Annotated in this window: 14 protein-coding genes and 1 pseudogene; 6 read left to right on the top strand and 9 right to left on the bottom strand. The window is 71.2% G+C overall.

The window, feature by feature from the left end; all coding sequences use genetic code 11:
• Positions 1 to 170: 170 nt before the first annotated feature.
• The 4 genes from ACWEOE_RS25305 to ACWEOE_RS25290 form a co-directional block, all read right to left on the bottom strand.
• Positions 171 to 1907: an IlvD/Edd family dehydratase gene (locus ACWEOE_RS25305; RefSeq protein WP_452013046.1), complete on the bottom strand. Its 1737-nt coding sequence runs from the start codon at positions 1905 to 1907 to the stop codon at positions 171 to 173.
• Positions 1908 to 1975: 68 nt separating this feature from the next.
• Positions 1976 to 2800 (bottom strand): carbohydrate ABC transporter permease, encoded by an 825-nt coding sequence (locus ACWEOE_RS25300; RefSeq protein ID WP_452013043.1) that lies wholly within the window; start codon positions 2798 to 2800, stop codon positions 1976 to 1978.
• 1 nt (position 2801) lies between these two features.
• Positions 2802 to 3770 carry a carbohydrate ABC transporter permease gene (locus ACWEOE_RS25295; RefSeq protein WP_452013041.1) on the bottom strand — a complete coding sequence of 323 codons (969 nt, stop codon included), beginning with the start codon at positions 3768 to 3770 and terminating at the stop codon, positions 2802 to 2804.
• On the bottom strand, positions 3767 to 5059 hold the full coding sequence (locus tag ACWEOE_RS25290) for an extracellular solute-binding protein (RefSeq protein WP_452013038.1): 1293 nt from the start codon (positions 5057 to 5059) through the stop codon (positions 3767 to 3769). The genes ACWEOE_RS25295 and ACWEOE_RS25290 overlap by 4 nt, the downstream gene beginning before the upstream one ends.
• Before the next feature lie 133 nt (positions 5060 to 5192).
• Here ACWEOE_RS25290 and ACWEOE_RS25285 point away from each other — a divergent pair, with 133 nt between their 5' ends.
• The 4 genes from ACWEOE_RS25285 to ACWEOE_RS25270 all read left to right on the top strand — a co-directional run bounded on the left by ACWEOE_RS25285 (position 5193) and on the right by ACWEOE_RS25270 (position 9642).
• Entirely contained in the window at positions 5193 to 6212 is a 1020-nt protein-coding gene (locus tag ACWEOE_RS25285) for a LacI family DNA-binding transcriptional regulator (RefSeq protein WP_452013036.1), read from the top strand.
• On the top strand, positions 6209 to 8503 hold the full coding sequence (locus ACWEOE_RS25280; RefSeq protein ID WP_452013034.1) for a beta-glucosidase: 2295 nt from the start codon (positions 6209 to 6211) through the stop codon (positions 8501 to 8503). Before ACWEOE_RS25285 ends, ACWEOE_RS25280 begins: the two co-directional genes overlap by 4 nt.
• Positions 8504 to 8602: 99 nt before the next feature.
• Complete coding sequence (locus tag ACWEOE_RS25275) at positions 8603 to 8878, top strand: YggT family protein (RefSeq protein WP_452013032.1); 276 nt, start codon at positions 8603 to 8605, stop codon at positions 8876 to 8878.
• An 80-nt stretch (positions 8879 to 8958) separates the two neighbouring features.
• Positions 8959 to 9642 carry an alpha/beta hydrolase family protein gene (locus ACWEOE_RS25270; RefSeq protein ID WP_452013030.1) on the top strand — a complete coding sequence of 228 codons (684 nt, stop codon included), beginning with the start codon at positions 8959 to 8961 and terminating at the stop codon, positions 9640 to 9642.
• Here the strand turns inward: ACWEOE_RS25270 and ACWEOE_RS25265 are convergent.
• From ACWEOE_RS25265 to ACWEOE_RS25255, 3 genes and pseudogenes are all read right to left on the bottom strand, one after another.
• Positions 9639 to 10581: pseudogene (locus ACWEOE_RS25265) on the bottom strand (IS481 family transposase). The gene ACWEOE_RS25270 and the pseudogene ACWEOE_RS25265 sit on opposite strands and share 4 nt — an antisense overlap.
• A 116-nt stretch (positions 10582 to 10697) precedes the next feature.
• Positions 10698 to 11459, bottom strand: a complete 762-nt coding sequence (locus ACWEOE_RS25260; protein WP_452013027.1) for an SDR family NAD(P)-dependent oxidoreductase — start codon at positions 11457 to 11459, stop codon at positions 10698 to 10700.
• Between the two features lie 10 nt (positions 11460 to 11469).
• Complete coding sequence (locus ACWEOE_RS25255; RefSeq protein WP_452013025.1) at positions 11470 to 12468, bottom strand: acetamidase/formamidase family protein; 999 nt, start codon at positions 12466 to 12468, stop codon at positions 11470 to 11472.
• 226 nt (positions 12469 to 12694) lie between these two features.
• On the opposite strand from ACWEOE_RS25255, the gene fdhA reads away from it, so the two are divergent.
• Positions 12695 to 13909 (top strand): formaldehyde dehydrogenase, glutathione-independent, encoded by a 1215-nt coding sequence (gene fdhA, locus ACWEOE_RS25250; RefSeq protein ID WP_452013022.1) that lies wholly within the window; start codon positions 12695 to 12697, stop codon positions 13907 to 13909.
• 44 nt (positions 13910 to 13953) lie between these two features.
• On the opposite strand, the gene ACWEOE_RS25245 is transcribed toward fdhA, so the two are convergent.
• Together ACWEOE_RS25245 and ACWEOE_RS25240 are read right to left on the bottom strand one after the other, a co-directional pair.
• Entirely contained in the window at positions 13954 to 14349 is a 396-nt protein-coding gene (locus tag ACWEOE_RS25245) for a MerR family transcriptional regulator (protein ID WP_452013020.1), read from the bottom strand.
• Positions 14350 to 14439: 90 nt separating this feature from the next.
• Complete coding sequence (locus ACWEOE_RS25240) at positions 14440 to 14979, bottom strand: MarR family winged helix-turn-helix transcriptional regulator (protein ID WP_452013018.1); 540 nt, start codon at positions 14977 to 14979, stop codon at positions 14440 to 14442.
• 83 nt (positions 14980 to 15062) lie between these two features.
• Here ACWEOE_RS25240 and ACWEOE_RS25235 point away from each other — a divergent pair, with 83 nt between their 5' ends.
• Positions 15063 to 15887 (top strand): oxidoreductase, encoded by an 825-nt coding sequence (locus tag ACWEOE_RS25235; protein ID WP_452013015.1) that lies wholly within the window; start codon positions 15063 to 15065, stop codon positions 15885 to 15887.
• The last annotated feature ends 4 nt before the right edge of the window (positions 15888 to 15891 follow it).

Here is a 15891-nt window from a genome sequence, read left to right as displayed (position 1 = left end):
CGCACAACGCTCTTTCGCCCCGCGTCACCCGAAACGGGCACTGGGCGTGCAGCCGTGTTTCCACGGTGCCGCGCACGAAAGCGACCTCGGCGATGTTCACCGTCCGGCCGAAACCGGTGACCGCGCCGACACCAGCCCGGCCACGGCTGCCGTCGGCTCTTCCTCGCCGGTCAGTGCGAATCCCTCGGTACACCCGGCCCGCGGGAACCGTGCAGGAAATCGAAGTCCGCTCCTTGGTGCGCCTGCGTCACATGCTGGGTGTACAGCCACGTGTACCCGCTGACGTACGGCGATTCCGGCGCCTCCCACCCCGCCCGCCGCGCGGCCAGCTCCTCGTCCGGCACGTGCAGCGTCAGCGAACGCCCGGGTGTGTCCAGCGTGATCCGGTCACCCGTGCGCACCAGCGCGAGCGGACCCCCCACCGCCGACTCCGGGCTGACGTGGAGCACGACCGTGCCGTAGCCGGTGCCGGACATGCGGCCGTCGCAGATGCGGACGAGGTCGGTGACGCCGGCCTTGAGCAGCTTCGCCGGCAGGGGCACGTTGGCGACCTCGGGCATGCCCGGGTAGCCCTTCGGGCCGGCGCCGCGGATCACCAGGACGGTGTCGGGGGTGACGTCGAGGTCCGGGTCGTCGGCGACGCCGTGGTAGTCCTCCGCGGTGTCGAACACGAGTGCCGGACCGGTGTGCGTGAGCAGGTCGGGCGAGGCGGCCGACTGCTTGATCACCGCGCCGTCCGGGGCGAGGTTGCCGGTGAGCACGGCGGTGCCGGTGCCGGCGGGCTGGAACGGCTCGATGACCGGCGTGATCACCTCGTCGTTCCAGCACGAAGCGTCGGAAGTGTTGTCCACCAACGACTTTCCAGTCACGGTGACGGTGTCCGGCCGCAGCAGTCCGGCTTCGGCCAGGCGCCGCACGACCACGGGCAGGCCGCCGGCGTAGCAGAAGTCCTCCATGAGGAACTTGCCCGACGGCATGAGGTTCACCAGCGTCGGCACGTCGCGGCCCAGCGCGTCGAAATCGGCCATCTCCAGCGGCACACCGACGCGCCCGGCGAGCGCCAGCAGGTGGATGATCGCGTTGGTCGAGCCGCCGATGGCCGCGTTCACGCGGATCGCGTTCTCGAACGCCTCGCGCGTGAGAATCGACGACGGCCGCAGGTCCTCGTCCACCATCGCGACGATCCGCTGCCCCGCCGTCTGCGCAGTCTCGAAGCGGCGCGCGTCGACGGCCGGCCAGGTCGCCGAGCCGGGCAGCTGCATGCCGAGCGCCTCGGCGAGGCACGCCATGGTCGAGGCCGTGCCCATCGTCATGCAGTGGCCGTTGGACCGCGCCATACAGCCCTCGGCGAAGAAGCACTCCTCCTGGCTCATGCGCCCGGCTTTGAGCTCCTCCTCGAACTTCCACACGTGCGTGCCGGACCCGACGTCCTCACCGCGGAACTTGCCGTTCAGCATCGGCCCGCCGGTCACCATCACCGCCGGCAGGTCCACGCTCGCCGCGCCCATCAGCATCGCCGGGGTGGTCTTGTCGCAGCCGGACAGCAGCACCACGCCGTCGAGCGGGTTGGCGCGGATCAGCTCTTCGACCTCCATCGCCATCAGGTTCCGGTACAGCATCGCGGTGGGCCGCATCAGCGTCTCGCCGGTGGCCATCGTCGGGAACGCCAACGGGAACCCGCCGGCCTGCCACACCCCGCGCTTCACCGCCTCGGCCACGCGCGTGAGGTGCACGTTGCACGGCGCCAGCTCCGATGCGCTCGTCGCGATCCCGATCACCGGCCGTCCGTCGAACACGTCCGGACCGAAGCCCTGCGACCGCATCCACGACCGGTGGATCATCCCGGCCCGCCCGGACGCGCCGAACCAAGCCGCACTGCGTCGTGAACCAGACTGCCGTTCCTCCACGCGAAACCTCCCGTGCCGGTTGTGGCTGCACCCCCACTCCACCGCACGCCACGCGACGGGGCAAGTGATCAGCCCTTGACCGACCCGGTCAGCCCACCCACGATCCGCCGTTGCGCCACCACGAAGAACCCGAGCGCCGGCACCATCGACAGCGCCGTGAACGCCAGCACCCGCGCGGTGTCCTGCGAGTACTGCGACTGGAACGTCGCCACGCCCAGCGGCAGCGTGAAGTGCGCGCTGTCGTTGAACACCAGCAGCGGCAGCAGGTAGGCGTTCCAGCTGGTCACGAACGCGAGCACCGACACCGTGGTGAGCGCGGGCGCCGAGAGCGGCAGCATGATCCGCCAGAAGAACCCGAGCCGGCTCGCGCCGTCGAGCACCGCGGCGTCCTCCAGCTCCCCGGGCACCGAGTGCATGAACGGCCTCAGGATCACGATCGTCACCGGCAGCGAGAACGCCGCCTCCGGGATCGCCACCCCCAGCGGGTTCTCCAGCAACCCGAGCTGGCGCAACCACAGGTAGAGCGGCAGCGTGGCCACGCCCAGCGGGAACAGCAGGCCGAGCGTGAACAGGACGTACACGGCTTCGCGGCCCTTGAAGGCGTAGCGGGACAAGGCGAACGCCGCCATCGAACCCAGGCTCACGGCCAGCGCAGTCGCCACCACCGCGATCAGCGCGCTGTTGCCGAGGAACCGCCAGAAGTCGGGCGAAGTGAGCACGCTGCGGTAGTTGTCCCACACCCACGGTCCCGGCAAGCCCGCCGGATCGCGGTTGAGCTGCCCGTTGGTGCGGAACCCGCCGAGCACCACGAACAGCAGCGGCACCACCGTGACCACTACGACGACAACCGCCGCCGCGTAACCCGCGACCAGGCCCCAGCGCCGGCCCGCCACGTCAGCTCACCGCCCGGGTCAGCGCGCCCGCGGTGTCACGGCGCAGCGCGAACCGTTGGTAAACCAGGGCGAACACGAAGCAGATGGCGAAAAGCACCACGGCGACCGCGCTGCCGAAGCCGAACTCGTAGCGCTTGAACCCGTGGTCCACGAGGTAGCTCGCCATCGTGGTCGACGCGTTGGCCGGCCCGCCGAGGGTCATGATCCACACGAGGTCGAACAGCTGCAGCGAGCCGATCACGCTCAGGAACACCCAGATCCGGATCGTCGGGCCGAGCAGCGGCAGCACCACGTGGCGTGTGGTCTGCCACGCGGTGGCGCCGTCGAGCGCGGCGGCTTCCCGCAGCTCCGGCGGCACGCCCTGCAGGCCCGCGAGCAGCAGGATGATGCCGAAGCCGAGGTACTTCCACGTCATGACCACGAACAGCGTGTAGAGCACCAGGGACGGGTCCGCGAGCCACTGGTGGACGAGCCCGCCCAGGCCTACGCCGCGCAGCAGCTCGTCCACGAACCCGCCTGGCTGCAACATGAGCAGCCAGATCACCGCGGTGATCGCCTCCGACAGCACGTACGGCGCGAACACGACCATTCGCAGCACCGTGCGGCCCTTGAGCTTGCGGTCGAGCAGCAACGCGAGGCCGATGCTCAGCGGCAGCTGGATCACGATGGACAGCACCGCGATGAGCACGTTGTGCCCGATCGCCCCGCGGAACACCGCGCCGCCGAACGCGTCGGCGTAGTTCTGAAAGCCCACGAAGTTCGTGAGCGGGCCGAAGCCGTTCCACGAATAGAAGCTGTAGTACACCGCGATGCCGATGGGCACGAGCACGAACCCGGCGAACAGCACCAGCGCGGGGCCGAGCAGCAGCGCCAGCTCGAGCCGGGTGCGACCCCGGCGCCGCGGCGGGCGCCGGGGTACACTGTGGACGGTCCCCGCGACCGCCCGGGCCGGGGCGGGAGCCGCCGTCACTTGTTCCCGGTGGCGGCCTGGTTCACGGCCTGCACCACCGCTTCCGGGTTGCCCTGCCCCGCGAACAGGTTCGCGACGGCGTCGTTGAGCGCCTGCCCGACGGCGGTCGGGAACGCGCGGTCGAAGTACATCTGCACGTACGACGCCTTGCGCGCCTGCTCGGCCACGGCCTTGAGCGACTCGTTCTTCAGCGACGCCACCGCGTCGGCGTTCACCGGCAGCCCCGAGCCGGCCTCGGCGATCTTCTGCTGCACCGGAGTGCTCGTGAGGTACTGGAGGAACCCGGCGCACGCGGCCGCCGCGCGGGTCGTGCACGAGAAACCGTCGCCACCGCCGAGCAGCACCGCCGGGTCACCCGCGCCACCGGGCACGGACGGGAACGGGAACCAGCCGAGTTTGCTGTCGAGCTGCTTGTCGTCGGTGAGCGCGGACATCGTGCTGGGGTCCCAGTCACCCTGCAGTTCCATCGCGGCCTTGCCGTTGGCGACCAGGCCGGCCGAGCTGCCCGCGCCCTGCTGCGCCGGCGTGCCGTTGAACCCGGTCTGGAACGGCTGGGTCGCGAGGAAACCCTGCAGGTCCCGACCGGCCTCGACCCAGCACGGGTTCTGCAGCTTCACGGCGGCGATCTCGTCCTTGAGCACCTGGGTGGAGCACTCGCGCACGGCGAAGTAGTTGTAGTAGAACGCGTCGGGCCAGCGGTCCTTGCCGCCGAGCGCGATGGGCGCGATGCCCGCCGCTTTCAGCTTGCCGACGGCGGCGTCGAGCTCGGCCATCGTGGTCGGCGCCGCCGTGATCCCGGCCTGCGCGAAGAGATCTTTGCGGTACCAGAACCCGACGAGGTGCTGCACGTACGGCACGCCGTACTGCTTCCCGCCGACCTGCCAGCCCTGCGCCGTCGAGCCGACGCCGGCGATCCAGCTCTGCACCGACGACGTCAGGTCGGCCACCCGCCCGGACTCGACCTGCGAGGCCTCGTCCCCGCCGCCCCACTGCTGGTAGAGGTCCGGCGGCGTGCTCGACTGCAGCGCCAGCGGCACCTTCGTGGGGAACTCCTCGTTCTGGATCGGCTGCACCGTGAACGACACGTCCGGGTGCGCCTTGTGGTAGTCGTCGGCGACCTGCTGCCACAGCGACTTCACGGGTTCGGCGGTGCCGTTGTGCCACCAGGTCAGCGTGACCGGTCCCGAAGCGGCAGCCGGTCCGTCGTCGCCACCTCCCCCGCACGCGGAGAGCACGAGCGCGGCGGCCGCGACGAGCGCGGCGAGGGGCAATCTCCGGCTGGGACGCATGACGGATCCACTCCTGACGACTTCGGCCGAGTTGGACGGGGCGTGACGGCGCCCGGGATGGCGAAGAGTCTGCGCGCCCGAAATTCCCGTGTCAATCGTTGTCGATAACGTTTTACATCGCTAGTCTGACGCGGTGCAGCCTCGTTCCCGTGTCACGATCCGTGACGTCGCCGCCCGCGCCGGCGTGTCCGTCGCAACGGTGTCCAAGGTGATCAACCAGCGCTACGGCGTCGCCGCCGACACGTTCGCGCGCGTCCGCGCCGTGATCGACGAGCTGGGGTACGAGGCGAGCCTGGTGGCGCAGAGCCTGCGCAACCACAAGACCAACGTGATCGGCATCCTCGTGGCCGACCTCGAGCCGTTCAGCACCGAGCTGCTCAAGGGCGCGGCCGATGCGATCCGCGGCACCGGGTTCGAGCTCGTCGTGTACTCGGCCGGCGGACGGACAGGTGACCCGCAGGGCTGGGAGCGCCGGTACCTGTCGCGCCTGAGCGGCACACTCGTCGACGGCGCGGTGCTCGTGACGCCCGCGGCCGAACTCGAAGGCCTGCCCGGAACCCCGGTCGTCGCCGTGGATCCGCACACGGGGCGCTCGCCGCTGCCGGCGATCGTCTCCGACAACCTGCGCGGCGCGCAGCTGGCGACCGAGCACCTGCTCGCACTCGGGCACCGGCGGATCGCGTTGCTCGCGGGCCGCCCGGACCTGCAATCGGCCCAGCTGCGCGAAACCGGCTACCGGCGCGCGCTGGCCGCGGCAGGCATCGAGGTGGACGAAACCCTGGTCGTCGCCGGTGACTACGACGGCGAGCTGGCGGCCGCGTCGGCGCGGGAGCTGCTGACGCGCCCCGACCGGCCGACGGCGGTGTTCGCCGCCAACGACACCTCCGCCCTCGCGACGCTGGACGCCGCGGCGGCACTGGGCCTGACCGTGCCGGACGACGTCTCGGTGGTCGGCTTCGACAACATTCCCGAATCGGCGCTGTGCACTCCCCCACTCACCACGGTGGAGCAGCCGATCCGCGAGATGGGCCACCGCGCCATCACCGTCCTCATCGGACTCATCAACGGCGACCCCGAGGAGCGTGCCCCCGTGGTGCTCGAGACGAAACTGGTGGTGCGCTCGTCGAGCGCCGAGCCGCGGACCGCTTCGTGAGCACCGCAACCGCGCCGGACCCGTGGCGCGACCCGCGGCTGCCGGTCCCCGAGCGCGTGCGCGACCTCGTGGCGCGGATGACCACCCGCGAGAAAGTGGCGCAGCTGTCCGGGATCTGGGTCGGCATGGACTCCGGGGGTGAGGTCGCGCCGCACCAGCACGACTTCGCCCACGACCCGCCGGACTGGGACACGCTCGTGCCGCACGGCGTCGGGCAGCTGACCCGCGCGTTCGGCACCCGGCCGGTCGACCCGGAGATCGGCGCGCACGGGCTCGCGCGGACGCAGGAGGAGATCGTGGCGCGCGGGCGCTTCGGCATTCCCGCGGTGGTGCACGAGGAATGCCTGACGGGACTGGCGGCCTGGCAGGCGACGGTGTACCCGGCGCCGCTGAGCTGGGGCGCGAGCTTCGACCCGGATCTGGTGCGGCGCATGGCTTTCCGCATCGGTGCGACGATGCGGGCGCTCGGCGTGCACCAGGGCCTGGCGCCGGTGCTCGACGTGGCTCGCGATCTGCGCTGGGGCCGGGTCGAGGAGACCATCGGCGAGGACCCGTACCTCGTGGGCACGATCGGCGCGGCCTACGTCGCCGGGCTCGAGTCGGCCGGGATCGTCGCCACGCTCAAGCACTTCGCGGGCTACTCGGCGTCGAAGGCCGGCCGCAACCTCGCCCCGGTGTCTGTCGGGCCGCGCGAGTTCGCCGACGTGCTGCTGCCGCCGTTCGAACACGCGCTGCGCGCCGGGGCGCGCTCGGTGATGAACTCCTACACCGACCGCGACGGCCTGCCCGCCGCGGCCGACGCCGAACTGCTCACCACATTGCTGCGCGAGCGCTACGGCTTCACCGGAACCGTGGTCGCCGACTACTTCTCCGTGGCGTTCCTGCACACCCTGCACCACGTCGCCACCGGCCAGGCCGACGCCGCCCGGCAGGCCTTGACGGCGGGCATCGACGTCGAACTGCCCACAGTGGACTGTTACGGTGCGCCGCTCGTGGTCGCACTCGCGGACGGCAGCGTCGACGAATCCCTGGTGGACCGAGCGCTGCACCGGGTGCTGACGCAGAAGTGCGAGCTGGGCCTGCTCGATCCCGGCTGGTCACCGCACCCGACGGCGACCGAGCTCGACGACACCGAGTCGCGGGCACTCGCGCGGGAGCTCGCCGAGCGGTCGGTGGTGCTGCTGTCGAACACCGGAGCGTTGCCGCTGCGTTCCGGTGTTCGGCTGGCGGTCGTGGGCCCGCGCGCCGACGAGCCGGGCGCGATGCTCGGCTGCTACTCGTTCCCGATGCACGTGGGCGTGCACCACCCGGACGTCCCGTTGGGGCTCGTCGTGCCCACGGTCGCCGAGGCGCTGCGGGAGTCGTTCGACGTCACCTTCGCAGCCGGGTGCGGCGTCACCAACGGGACGGACGAGGATCTCGCCGCGGCTGTCGAGGCAGCCGCGACCGCGGACGTCTGCGTCGCCGTGCTCGGTGACCGCGCGGGCCTGTTCGGCGGTGGCACGTCCGGCGAAGGCTGCGACGCCGCCGACCTGCGGCTGCCCGGCCGGCAGGAGGAGCTGCTCGAAGCCGTACTGGCGACCGACACCCCCGTGGTGCTGGTGCTGCTGTCGGGCCGGCCCTACGAGCTCTCGCGCCAGGTCGATCGCCTGGCCGCCGTGGTGTGCGGGTTCTACCCGGGCGAAGAGGGCGCGGCCGCGCTCGCCGGCGTGCTCGCGGGCCGGGTCGAGCCGTCGGGCCGGCTGCCGGTGAGCTTCCCCGCCGCCGGGGCGACCCAGCCCTCGACCTACCTCGGTGCGGCGCTGGCCGCGCGCAGCGACGTCAGCTCCGTCGACCCGACGCCCGTGTTCCCGTTCGGGCACGGCCTCGCCTACCACCCGGCCACGTGGCTTTCGGTCACCGGCGCGGCCGAGTGGCCGGCCGACGGCTCGTGCCGCGTGAGCGTGACCCTGCACAACCCGCACGAGATCCCGATTTCGGAAGTCGTGCAGGTCTACCTCCACGACCCGGTGGCCGAGGTCGCGCGCCCGCTTCGGCAGCTGATCGCCGCGCCGCGCGTACCGCTGCCGCCGGGCGGGACCCGCGTGGTGCACCTGGACCTGCACGCGGATCTCACGTCCTACACCGGCCGCGCCGGCGACCGGATCGTCGACACCGGGCCGGTCGAGCTGCACGTGGGCCCGTCGAGCGCCGTCGCGCACACCGTGCTGGCGCTGCCGATGACGGGTGCGCGGCGATTCGTGGGCTTCGAACGCGTGCTCCAGCCGCTGGTCACGGTGGCCGCCGGCTGACAAGTCGCTGATAAGTCGCTGAGAAGTCCGGCAAACGGGACACTCCTCGGGCGCGCCCGGCGTTGAGCCAGGTGAACGACCCACCACCGAGGAGTTGAGATGAGCCTGATCGGAACACTGGTCGGGTACGCGCTGACCCTGTTCATCCTCTTGCTGATCGCGCGCATGATCCTGGACTGGACGCGCCTGGCGACGACCGGGCCGCCGTGGCTCGGGAAGGCGCGCTACTACAGCCACCGCGCGACCGAACCCGTGATCGCGCCCGTGCGCCGCGTGCTGCGGCCGGTGCGGGCCGGCGGACTGTCGATCGACCTCGCCTTCACCGTGGTGTTCTTCGCGGCGCTGATCGTGCGGTCGATCGCTTTCGCGCTGTGACGGCTGCCCGCGAGCCCGCCCGAGTCCCGCCCGATGGAACGGTTACCGGTGCAATCCGGCGGTGGGTGAGAGTCGGCGGCATGACCACCGTGCTGCCCGCCGCCCCACCGGAACTCGCCCTCGCCGCGCCCGCCGGTCCGCCTCCCGCGACGGGCTGGCCGATCGTCGTGTTCGTGTCCGGCGGTGCGCCCGGGCACGCCGCGCTGGGCCGCCACCTCGGCGCACGCCTGCCCGCCGCGGGTTTCGCCGTCGCCCAGGTCCACTCCGGACAGGACGGTCGTCCGCCCCGGCCTGCCGTGGTGCGGGCAGCCGTGCGCCGGCTGCATCGGCACCACGACCTGGACCCGCACCGCATTGCCGCGTGGGGACACGGCGCGGGCGGCCTCCTGGCAGTGCTGCTCGCGGTGGATCACCGGGACACCCGCGTGCAGGCCGCCGTGGCGTGGAGCGCTCCCAGCGACCTCACCCGGCTGCCGCCGGCCACCCCGTCCGACGCGCCGAGCCCGCTCCCCCGCATCACCGCGAACGCCGCGCCCCTGCTCGTCGTCCACGGCACGGCGGACGACACCGTCCCCATCAGCCACGGCGAAACCCTGGTCTCCACCTACTGGCTCGAGGGCGCCGACGCCGAGTTCCACTGGCTCGACGACGCCGGCCACGCCTACGGCCTGCGCGACCGAGACGCGATGACCGCCTTGGGTGTCGCCTTCCTGCGCCGCAGGCTCGGTGCCCAGGAAAACCCGGGCACCGAACCGACGAACTAGATGTGTTGTTCGGTGAGGTTGGTGGCGCGGCTGGCTGGGGTGTTGCCGCCGATTGCGGTGTGGGGTCGGTGGTAGTTGTACCAGTCGAGCCAGTCGGGGAACGCTTGGTGGCGGGCGGTTTCTGAGGGTAGGGCTGGTGGTAGGCCCATTCGTCGAGCAGGGTGCGGTGGAACCGCTCCACTTTTCCGTTGGTCTGTGGTCGCCAGGGGCGGGTGTAGCGGCGTTGGATGCTCAGCTCGGCGCAGGTTGTTTGCCAGGTGGTTTTGCGATAGGCCCAGGCGTTGTCGGTCAGGACTCGTTCGACGGTGATGCCCAGGCGGGTGAACCAGGTGCGGGCGCGCCGAAGGAAGGCCGCGCAGGTCGCGGCGGTCTCGTCGGAGAGGATCTCGGTGTAGCCCAGGCGGGAGTGATCGTCGAGAGCGGTGTGCAGGAAGGCGTATCCCATCCCGCTGCGGTTGCGGCGTCCCTCGGCGCGTCCGCGGGTCTTGTGTCCGCCGCCGTCGGGGATTCGCCCGAGCTTTTTCACATCGACGTGGACGAGCTCGCCCGGGCGGGCTCGTTCATAACGGCGGATAGGTTCACCGGTGGCGCGGTCGCAGGCGGCATGCCGTGCCGGCGGAGCACCGCATGCGCGGTCGAAGTCGCAATCCCGGTGCGCACGGCCAGCCGGGCCGGCCCGATCTTGTGCTCGCGCCGCAACGCCACGACCTGGCTCTCGACCGCGGCCGAAGTCTGGTTCGGGCTGTGATGCGGACGACTGGAGCGGTCGGCCATGCCCGCCGGCCCGCTCGTGCGGTAGCGCGCCGCCCAGCGTGACGCCGTGGTGTGTGAGACCTGGAACCGCTCAGCTGCTCGCCGCAGCGGTCAACCCTGATCGACGACACACCGCGCAAGCCTCAGCCTGCCGGTCGGCGTCAACGGGGCATTACGGTGAACCATGAGGGCCTCCGGGTCGGTGCAGGTTGTGGTGATCCACACCGAAACCCGAGGTCCTCACCTATATCAAGATCATCACAACCGTGTCGCCACGTCACCAACGAGCCCGAACCGACGAACTAGAGCTGCACACCCCGCGTCAACGCGCCGTCGACGACCAGGTTGGTTCCGGTGATGAACGACGCGAGCGGGCTCGCCAGCATGGTCACCGCGTACGCGACCTCCTCCGGCGTACCCATGCGACCCATCGGGTTGAGACCGAGGGCGGTGGTGAACAGCTCCGGGTTGCCGCTTTCCGTGCTGTGCCAGATGCCGCCCTCGAAGTACGTGTTGCCGGGCGACACCGTGTTGGCGCGGATGCCCTTCGGGGCCAGCTGGAACGCCAGGCCCTGGATGTAGTGCACGACCGCGGCCTTCATCGTGCCGTACGCGGGCGCGGCGAAGTCGATCTCCCGGCCCGAGACGCTGGAGATCGCGATGATCGACGCGGCCTCGCTGCGTTCCAGGTGCGGCAGCGCGGCCTCGGCGACGCGCACCGTGTGCATGAGGTCGACCTCGAAGCTCGAGCGCCAGTTCTCCTCGGTGGGGCCGATGGACAGCGCGCTGACGTTCGCCACCACCACGTCGAGGCCGTCCAGCTCGGTCGCGGCGCGCTCGACCCACGCGGACAGGGCCGGGCCGTCGGCGACGTCGACCGTTTCGCCCGACACCGTCGCGCCGGCGTCGCGGAACTCCTTCTCCGTGGCGCGCACCTCGGATTCGGTGCGCGCGCAGAACGCCACCGCCGCGCCCTCGCCCGCGAGCGCGGCGACGACGGCGCGCCCGATCCCCTTGGTACCGCCGGTCACCAGGGCTTTGCGCCCGGCCAGCCGCAGATCCATGCGTTTCCTCCTAGAGCTTCGCGGCCTGCTCGCGCAGGTACCGGTGCATTCCGCCGTAGGCCTCGCCCGTGGGCAACAAGCGCTTGGCGATCTTGGTGACGGCGCTGTAGTTCGCGTCGACGACGTTGGCGAGCGGGGCCTGGCTGATCTGCGTGAGCAGCTGGTAGGCGTCGAGCGGGTCGAGCCCGTACAGCTCGCCGAGCCAGCCGATCATGCCGTGCTGGCTCGAGCGCCACGCGTCCTCGAGCGGGCGCGAAGACGCGACCACCACGTAGTTCTCGTCCTGCTCGATGCGCGGCCACACCGGCGCGCCGCCCTTGATCAGCTCGACGATCAGCGTCACGTTCATGGCACCTTCCACGGCCGTGCCGCAGGCCTCGCCCTCCCCCTGGCGGTAGTGCCCGTCGCCGACCGAGAACAACGCGCCCGGCACGTTCACGCCGAGGTAGCAAGTGCTGCCCGCCTTCATCTCGGGCGTGTCCATGTTGCCGCCGAACATGTCCGGCACCAGCGAGGTCCGGACCTCACGCCCCGCCGGGGCGACACCGACCGTGCCGAGCATCGGTTCCACCGGCAGGTCCAGGCGGAACTCGCCACGCAGCGCCTCGAACACCACGACCTGCTTCTCGCGGTCGAGCTGGTAGATCCACGTCAGCTCGGGCAGCGGTTCGTGCAGCATCGCCGTGCGGTCGGTGGCGGTGAGGCCGCCGAAGAACGGGATGGTCGCCGACGCGGCCCAGTCGCGCGCCGGTTCGAGGTCCACGAAGTGCAGCGCGAGCGTGTCACCGGGTTCCGCGCCGTCCACAAAGAACGGTCCGGTCTGGGGATTGACCTCCCGCATGTCGAGCTTCTCGCTCGGTCTGTCCGACGCGCTCTGCAACCGGCCGCTGAACGCGTCCTCGGTCCAGAGTTTCAACACCGTCCCGGGCTTCACCGTCCGGATCGGGGCGACCCCACCGAACGTCCACGCGTACTGCTCGCGCTCGGGGGTGAACTCGACGATCTCCACCGTCACTCCTTAAGCCCGTGGGACACCTCATGCCCGCGGCTCTCATGCCCCAGGCTCCGCACGACCGGCCCCCCGCCGCGGTCGATCTTGCCGACCCGCGCCGCCGCGGGCAAGTCAGCACGCCGGTGCCGGAGACAGGGTTAGCATGGAATGCCTGACGTGACGGGGAAACCCCCGCGGCGCGCCACCTGTTCACCGGAGAACGAGGAAAGGCGGCAAGAAAATCATGGCAGGCAACAAGGCGGTCACCTACGTGGGCCCGGGCAAGGTCGAGATCGACACGATCGAGTACCCCGGCTTCGTGCTCAAGGACGGGCCGGGTGTGAACCCGGCGAACGTGGGTCGCGAGACCCCGCACGGCGTGATCCTGAAGAACGTCGCGACCAACATCTGTGGCTCCGACCAGCACATGGTCCGCGGCCGCACCACGGCACCGCAGGGGCTGGTGCTGGGCCACGAGATCACCGGCGAGGTGATCGAGACCGGCCGCGACGTCGAGTTCATCAAGGTCGGCGACCTGGTATCGGTGCCCTTCAACATCGCTTGCGGACGCTGCCGCAACTGCAAGGAGGGCAAGACCGGGATCTGCCTCAACGTGAACCCGGACCGGCCCGGTTCGGCCTACGGCTACGTCGACATGGGCGGCTGGGTCGGCGGCCAGGCGGAGTACGTGATGGTTCCGTACGCCGATTGGAACCTGTTGAAATTCCCGGATCGCGAGCAGGCGATGGAGAAGATCCTCGACCTCACGATGCTGTCGGACATCTTCCCGACCGGCTTCCACGGCTGCGTTTCGGCGGGGGTGACGGTGGGCTCCACGGTCTACGTCGCGGGCGCCGGCCCCGTGGGACTGGCGGCGGCCGCGTCGGCCCAGCTGCTCGGGGCCGCGGTGGTGATCGTGGGCGACCTCAACGCCGACCGGCTCGCGCAGGCGCGCAGCTTCGGCTGCGAGACCGTCGACGTGTCGAAGGGCGACCCGAAGGACCAGATCGCCGAGATCCTGGGCGAACCTGAGGTCGACTGCGGCGTCGACGCCGTCGGCTTCGAGGCGCGCGGCCACGGGCCCGAGTCGGCGACCGAGCACCCGGCGACGGTGCTCAACTCGCTGATGGACCTCACCCGCGCGGGCGGCGCGCTGGGCATCCCCGGCCTCTACGTGACGGGCGACCCGGGTGCCGGCGACGAGGCGGCGCGCCACGGCTCGCTGTCCATCCGCATCGGGCTGGGCTGGGCGAAGTCGCACTCGTTCACCACCGGGCAGTGCCCCGTGATGAAGTACCACCGGCGGCTGATGAACGCGATCCTGAACGATCGTGTGCAGATCGCGAAGGCCGTGAACGCGACCCCCATCACCCTCGGCGACGCCCCACGGGGTTACCACGAGTTCGACCAGGGCGCGGCTCGCAAGTACGTGCTGGATCCCCACGGTCTGCTCAACTGAACCCGGCGCCGGCGGGGCGGCTCGGGCCGCCCCGCCGGCGTGGGTCAGACGGCGGCGTACCCCTCGGTGTTCTCCGCCTCGGGCACGGCCCCGCCGTACAGGGCGATCTTCATCCGGATGTGCGCCTGGTGCCCGCGCAACCGGTCGATCTGCTCGGCCACGCGCTTCTCGTGCTCCTGCAGCACCTCGAGGCGCTCCGCCTGGGTGTCGTCGCCTTCGCGCAGCAACTCCACGTAACGCAGCATCTCGGCGATCGGCATGTCCGTGTCCCTGAGGCACCGCAGCAGGTGCAGGAACCGCAGGTCGTCCTCGGTGAACCGGCGGCGCCCTCCCGAGGTGCGGCGGACGTCGCGCAGCAGACCGATGCGCTCGTAGTAACGGAGCGTGTCGACGCTGAACCCGGTCCTGGCGGTCACTTCGGCGGGTGAGTAGGAGTCCACCTGGCCAGGGTCGCACCTGGAGTGCGCTCCAGGTCAAGCTCCGGGTGCTGTTCGGGGTTCGGTTTCGGGGTCCGGGGTGGCCGGTCGCGCTCAGGACTCGCCGCCGAGGCGGTCCGCTGTGGACGCAGGACCGAACTCCGCCTCGAAGCGCCCCAGCAGGTCCGCGAGCAGGGTGTTGAGGGTGGCCAGCCGGCCGGGGTCGAGGGCGCCCGCGAAGAGGCCGCGTTCGTCGTCGGTGCGTTGTTCCGTGGCGGCGGCCCAGCGGGCGCGGCCCTTGCGGGTGAGGCGAACGGGGCGGCTGCGGCCGTCGGTGGCGGGGACGCGTTCGACGAAGCCGGCGCGGGCCAGGCGGTCGATGCGGACGCTGATGGTGCCCGACGTGACGCCCAGCAGGTCACCGAGCTCTTTCGGCGTGAGCACGGGCGGCTCGCCGGAGCGGTGCAGCGCCGAGAGGGCCTGCCAGTCGCCGGGCGTGAGGTCGTGGGCGGCGGCCGCGCGGCCGAGCACCTGTTCGAACTGGCGCGACAGCCGCCCGATGCGCTGGCGCGCCGCCTCGACGTCCGGGTCGACCCCGGCGGGCATCACGCGCAGCCAAGCGGCGAGGCCGGCGCCGACCGAGTCCTGCTCCATGCGAACCTCCCGCTGGACACTCCCTTGAGTCTCAAGGTAGTTTGGTTTGAGTATCAAGGTACCGCGAACCGGAGGAGAAGGACATGAGCCGGGTCTGGTTCATCACGGGCACGAGCGCCGGTTTCGGGCGGGTGCTCGCCGAGGCCGTGCTCGCGAGGGGTGAGCGCGTGGTCGCGACCGCGCGCGACGTCGACGCCGTCAAGGACTTCGCCGACCGCGCGCTCGTCACGCGGCTCGACGTGACCGACCCGGAGTCCATCCGGTCCGCCGTCGCCGCCGCGATCGCGGAGTACGGGCAGATCGACGTGCTCGTGAACAACGCGGGCCACGGCCTCATCGGCGCGCTCGAGGAGCTCACCGACGAGCAGACGCGCAAAGTCATGGAGACCAACGTGTTCGGCGTGCTCGCGGTGACCCGCGCCGTGCTGCCGCACCTGCGCGCGCGGCGCAGCGGGCACATCGTGCAGCTCTCGTCGGTGGGCGGCGTCGTCGGCAACCCGGGGCACGCGATCTACGCGACGTCGAAGTTCGCGCTGGAGGGCATGTCCGAAGCCCTCGCCGGCGAGGTCGGGCCGCTCGGGATCCGCGTGAGCATCGTGGAGCCGGGCCCGTTCCGCACCGAGTTCGCGGGCCGCTCGATGACCTTCGCCACCGCGATCCCCGACTACGCCGACACCCCGGCCGGCCGGCTGCGCGCCCAGTTCTCCGGCCAGGACGGCCGCCAGCCCAACGACCCCGCCCGCGCGGCCGCGGCCATCCTGAAGCTGGTCGACACCCCGGACGCGCCGCTGCGCCTGCCGCTGGGACCCGAAGCCGTCACGCGCATCCGGGCGAAGCTCCATCAACAGCTGGCCGACCTCGACGCGTGGGAGTCCGTCGCCCTCGACACACGGTACCCGGACGCGTGAGCTG

The organism is Amycolatopsis sp. NPDC004368, from assembly GCF_053602515.1.
Note: the sequence above shows the minus strand (reverse complement) of the source record. Positions and strands in the feature narration are given on the sequence as shown.

Excerpts from the sequence above, each read along its gene's own strand:
- ACWEOE_RS25235 (WP_452013015.1), top strand. The coding sequence starts at position 15,063 with ATGAGCCGGGTCTGGTTCATCACGGGCACGAGCGCCGGTTTCGGGCGG.
- ACWEOE_RS25270 (WP_452013030.1), top strand. The coding sequence starts at position 8,959 with ATGACCACCGTGCTGCCCGCCGCCCCACCGGAACTCGCCCTCGCCGCG.
- fdhA (WP_452013022.1), top strand. The coding sequence starts at position 12,695 with ATGGCAGGCAACAAGGCGGTCACCTACGTGGGCCCGGGCAAGGTCGAG.
- ACWEOE_RS25260 (WP_452013027.1), bottom strand. The coding sequence starts at position 11,459 with ATGGATCTGCGGCTGGCCGGGCGCAAAGCCCTGGTGACCGGCGGTACC.
- ACWEOE_RS25275 (WP_452013032.1), top strand. The coding sequence starts at position 8,603 with ATGAGCCTGATCGGAACACTGGTCGGGTACGCGCTGACCCTGTTCATC.
- ACWEOE_RS25290 (WP_452013038.1), bottom strand. The coding sequence starts at position 5,059 with ATGCGTCCCAGCCGGAGATTGCCCCTCGCCGCGCTCGTCGCGGCCGCC.
- ACWEOE_RS25240 (WP_452013018.1), bottom strand. The coding sequence starts at position 14,979 with ATGGAGCAGGACTCGGTCGGCGCCGGCCTCGCCGCTTGGCTGCGCGTG.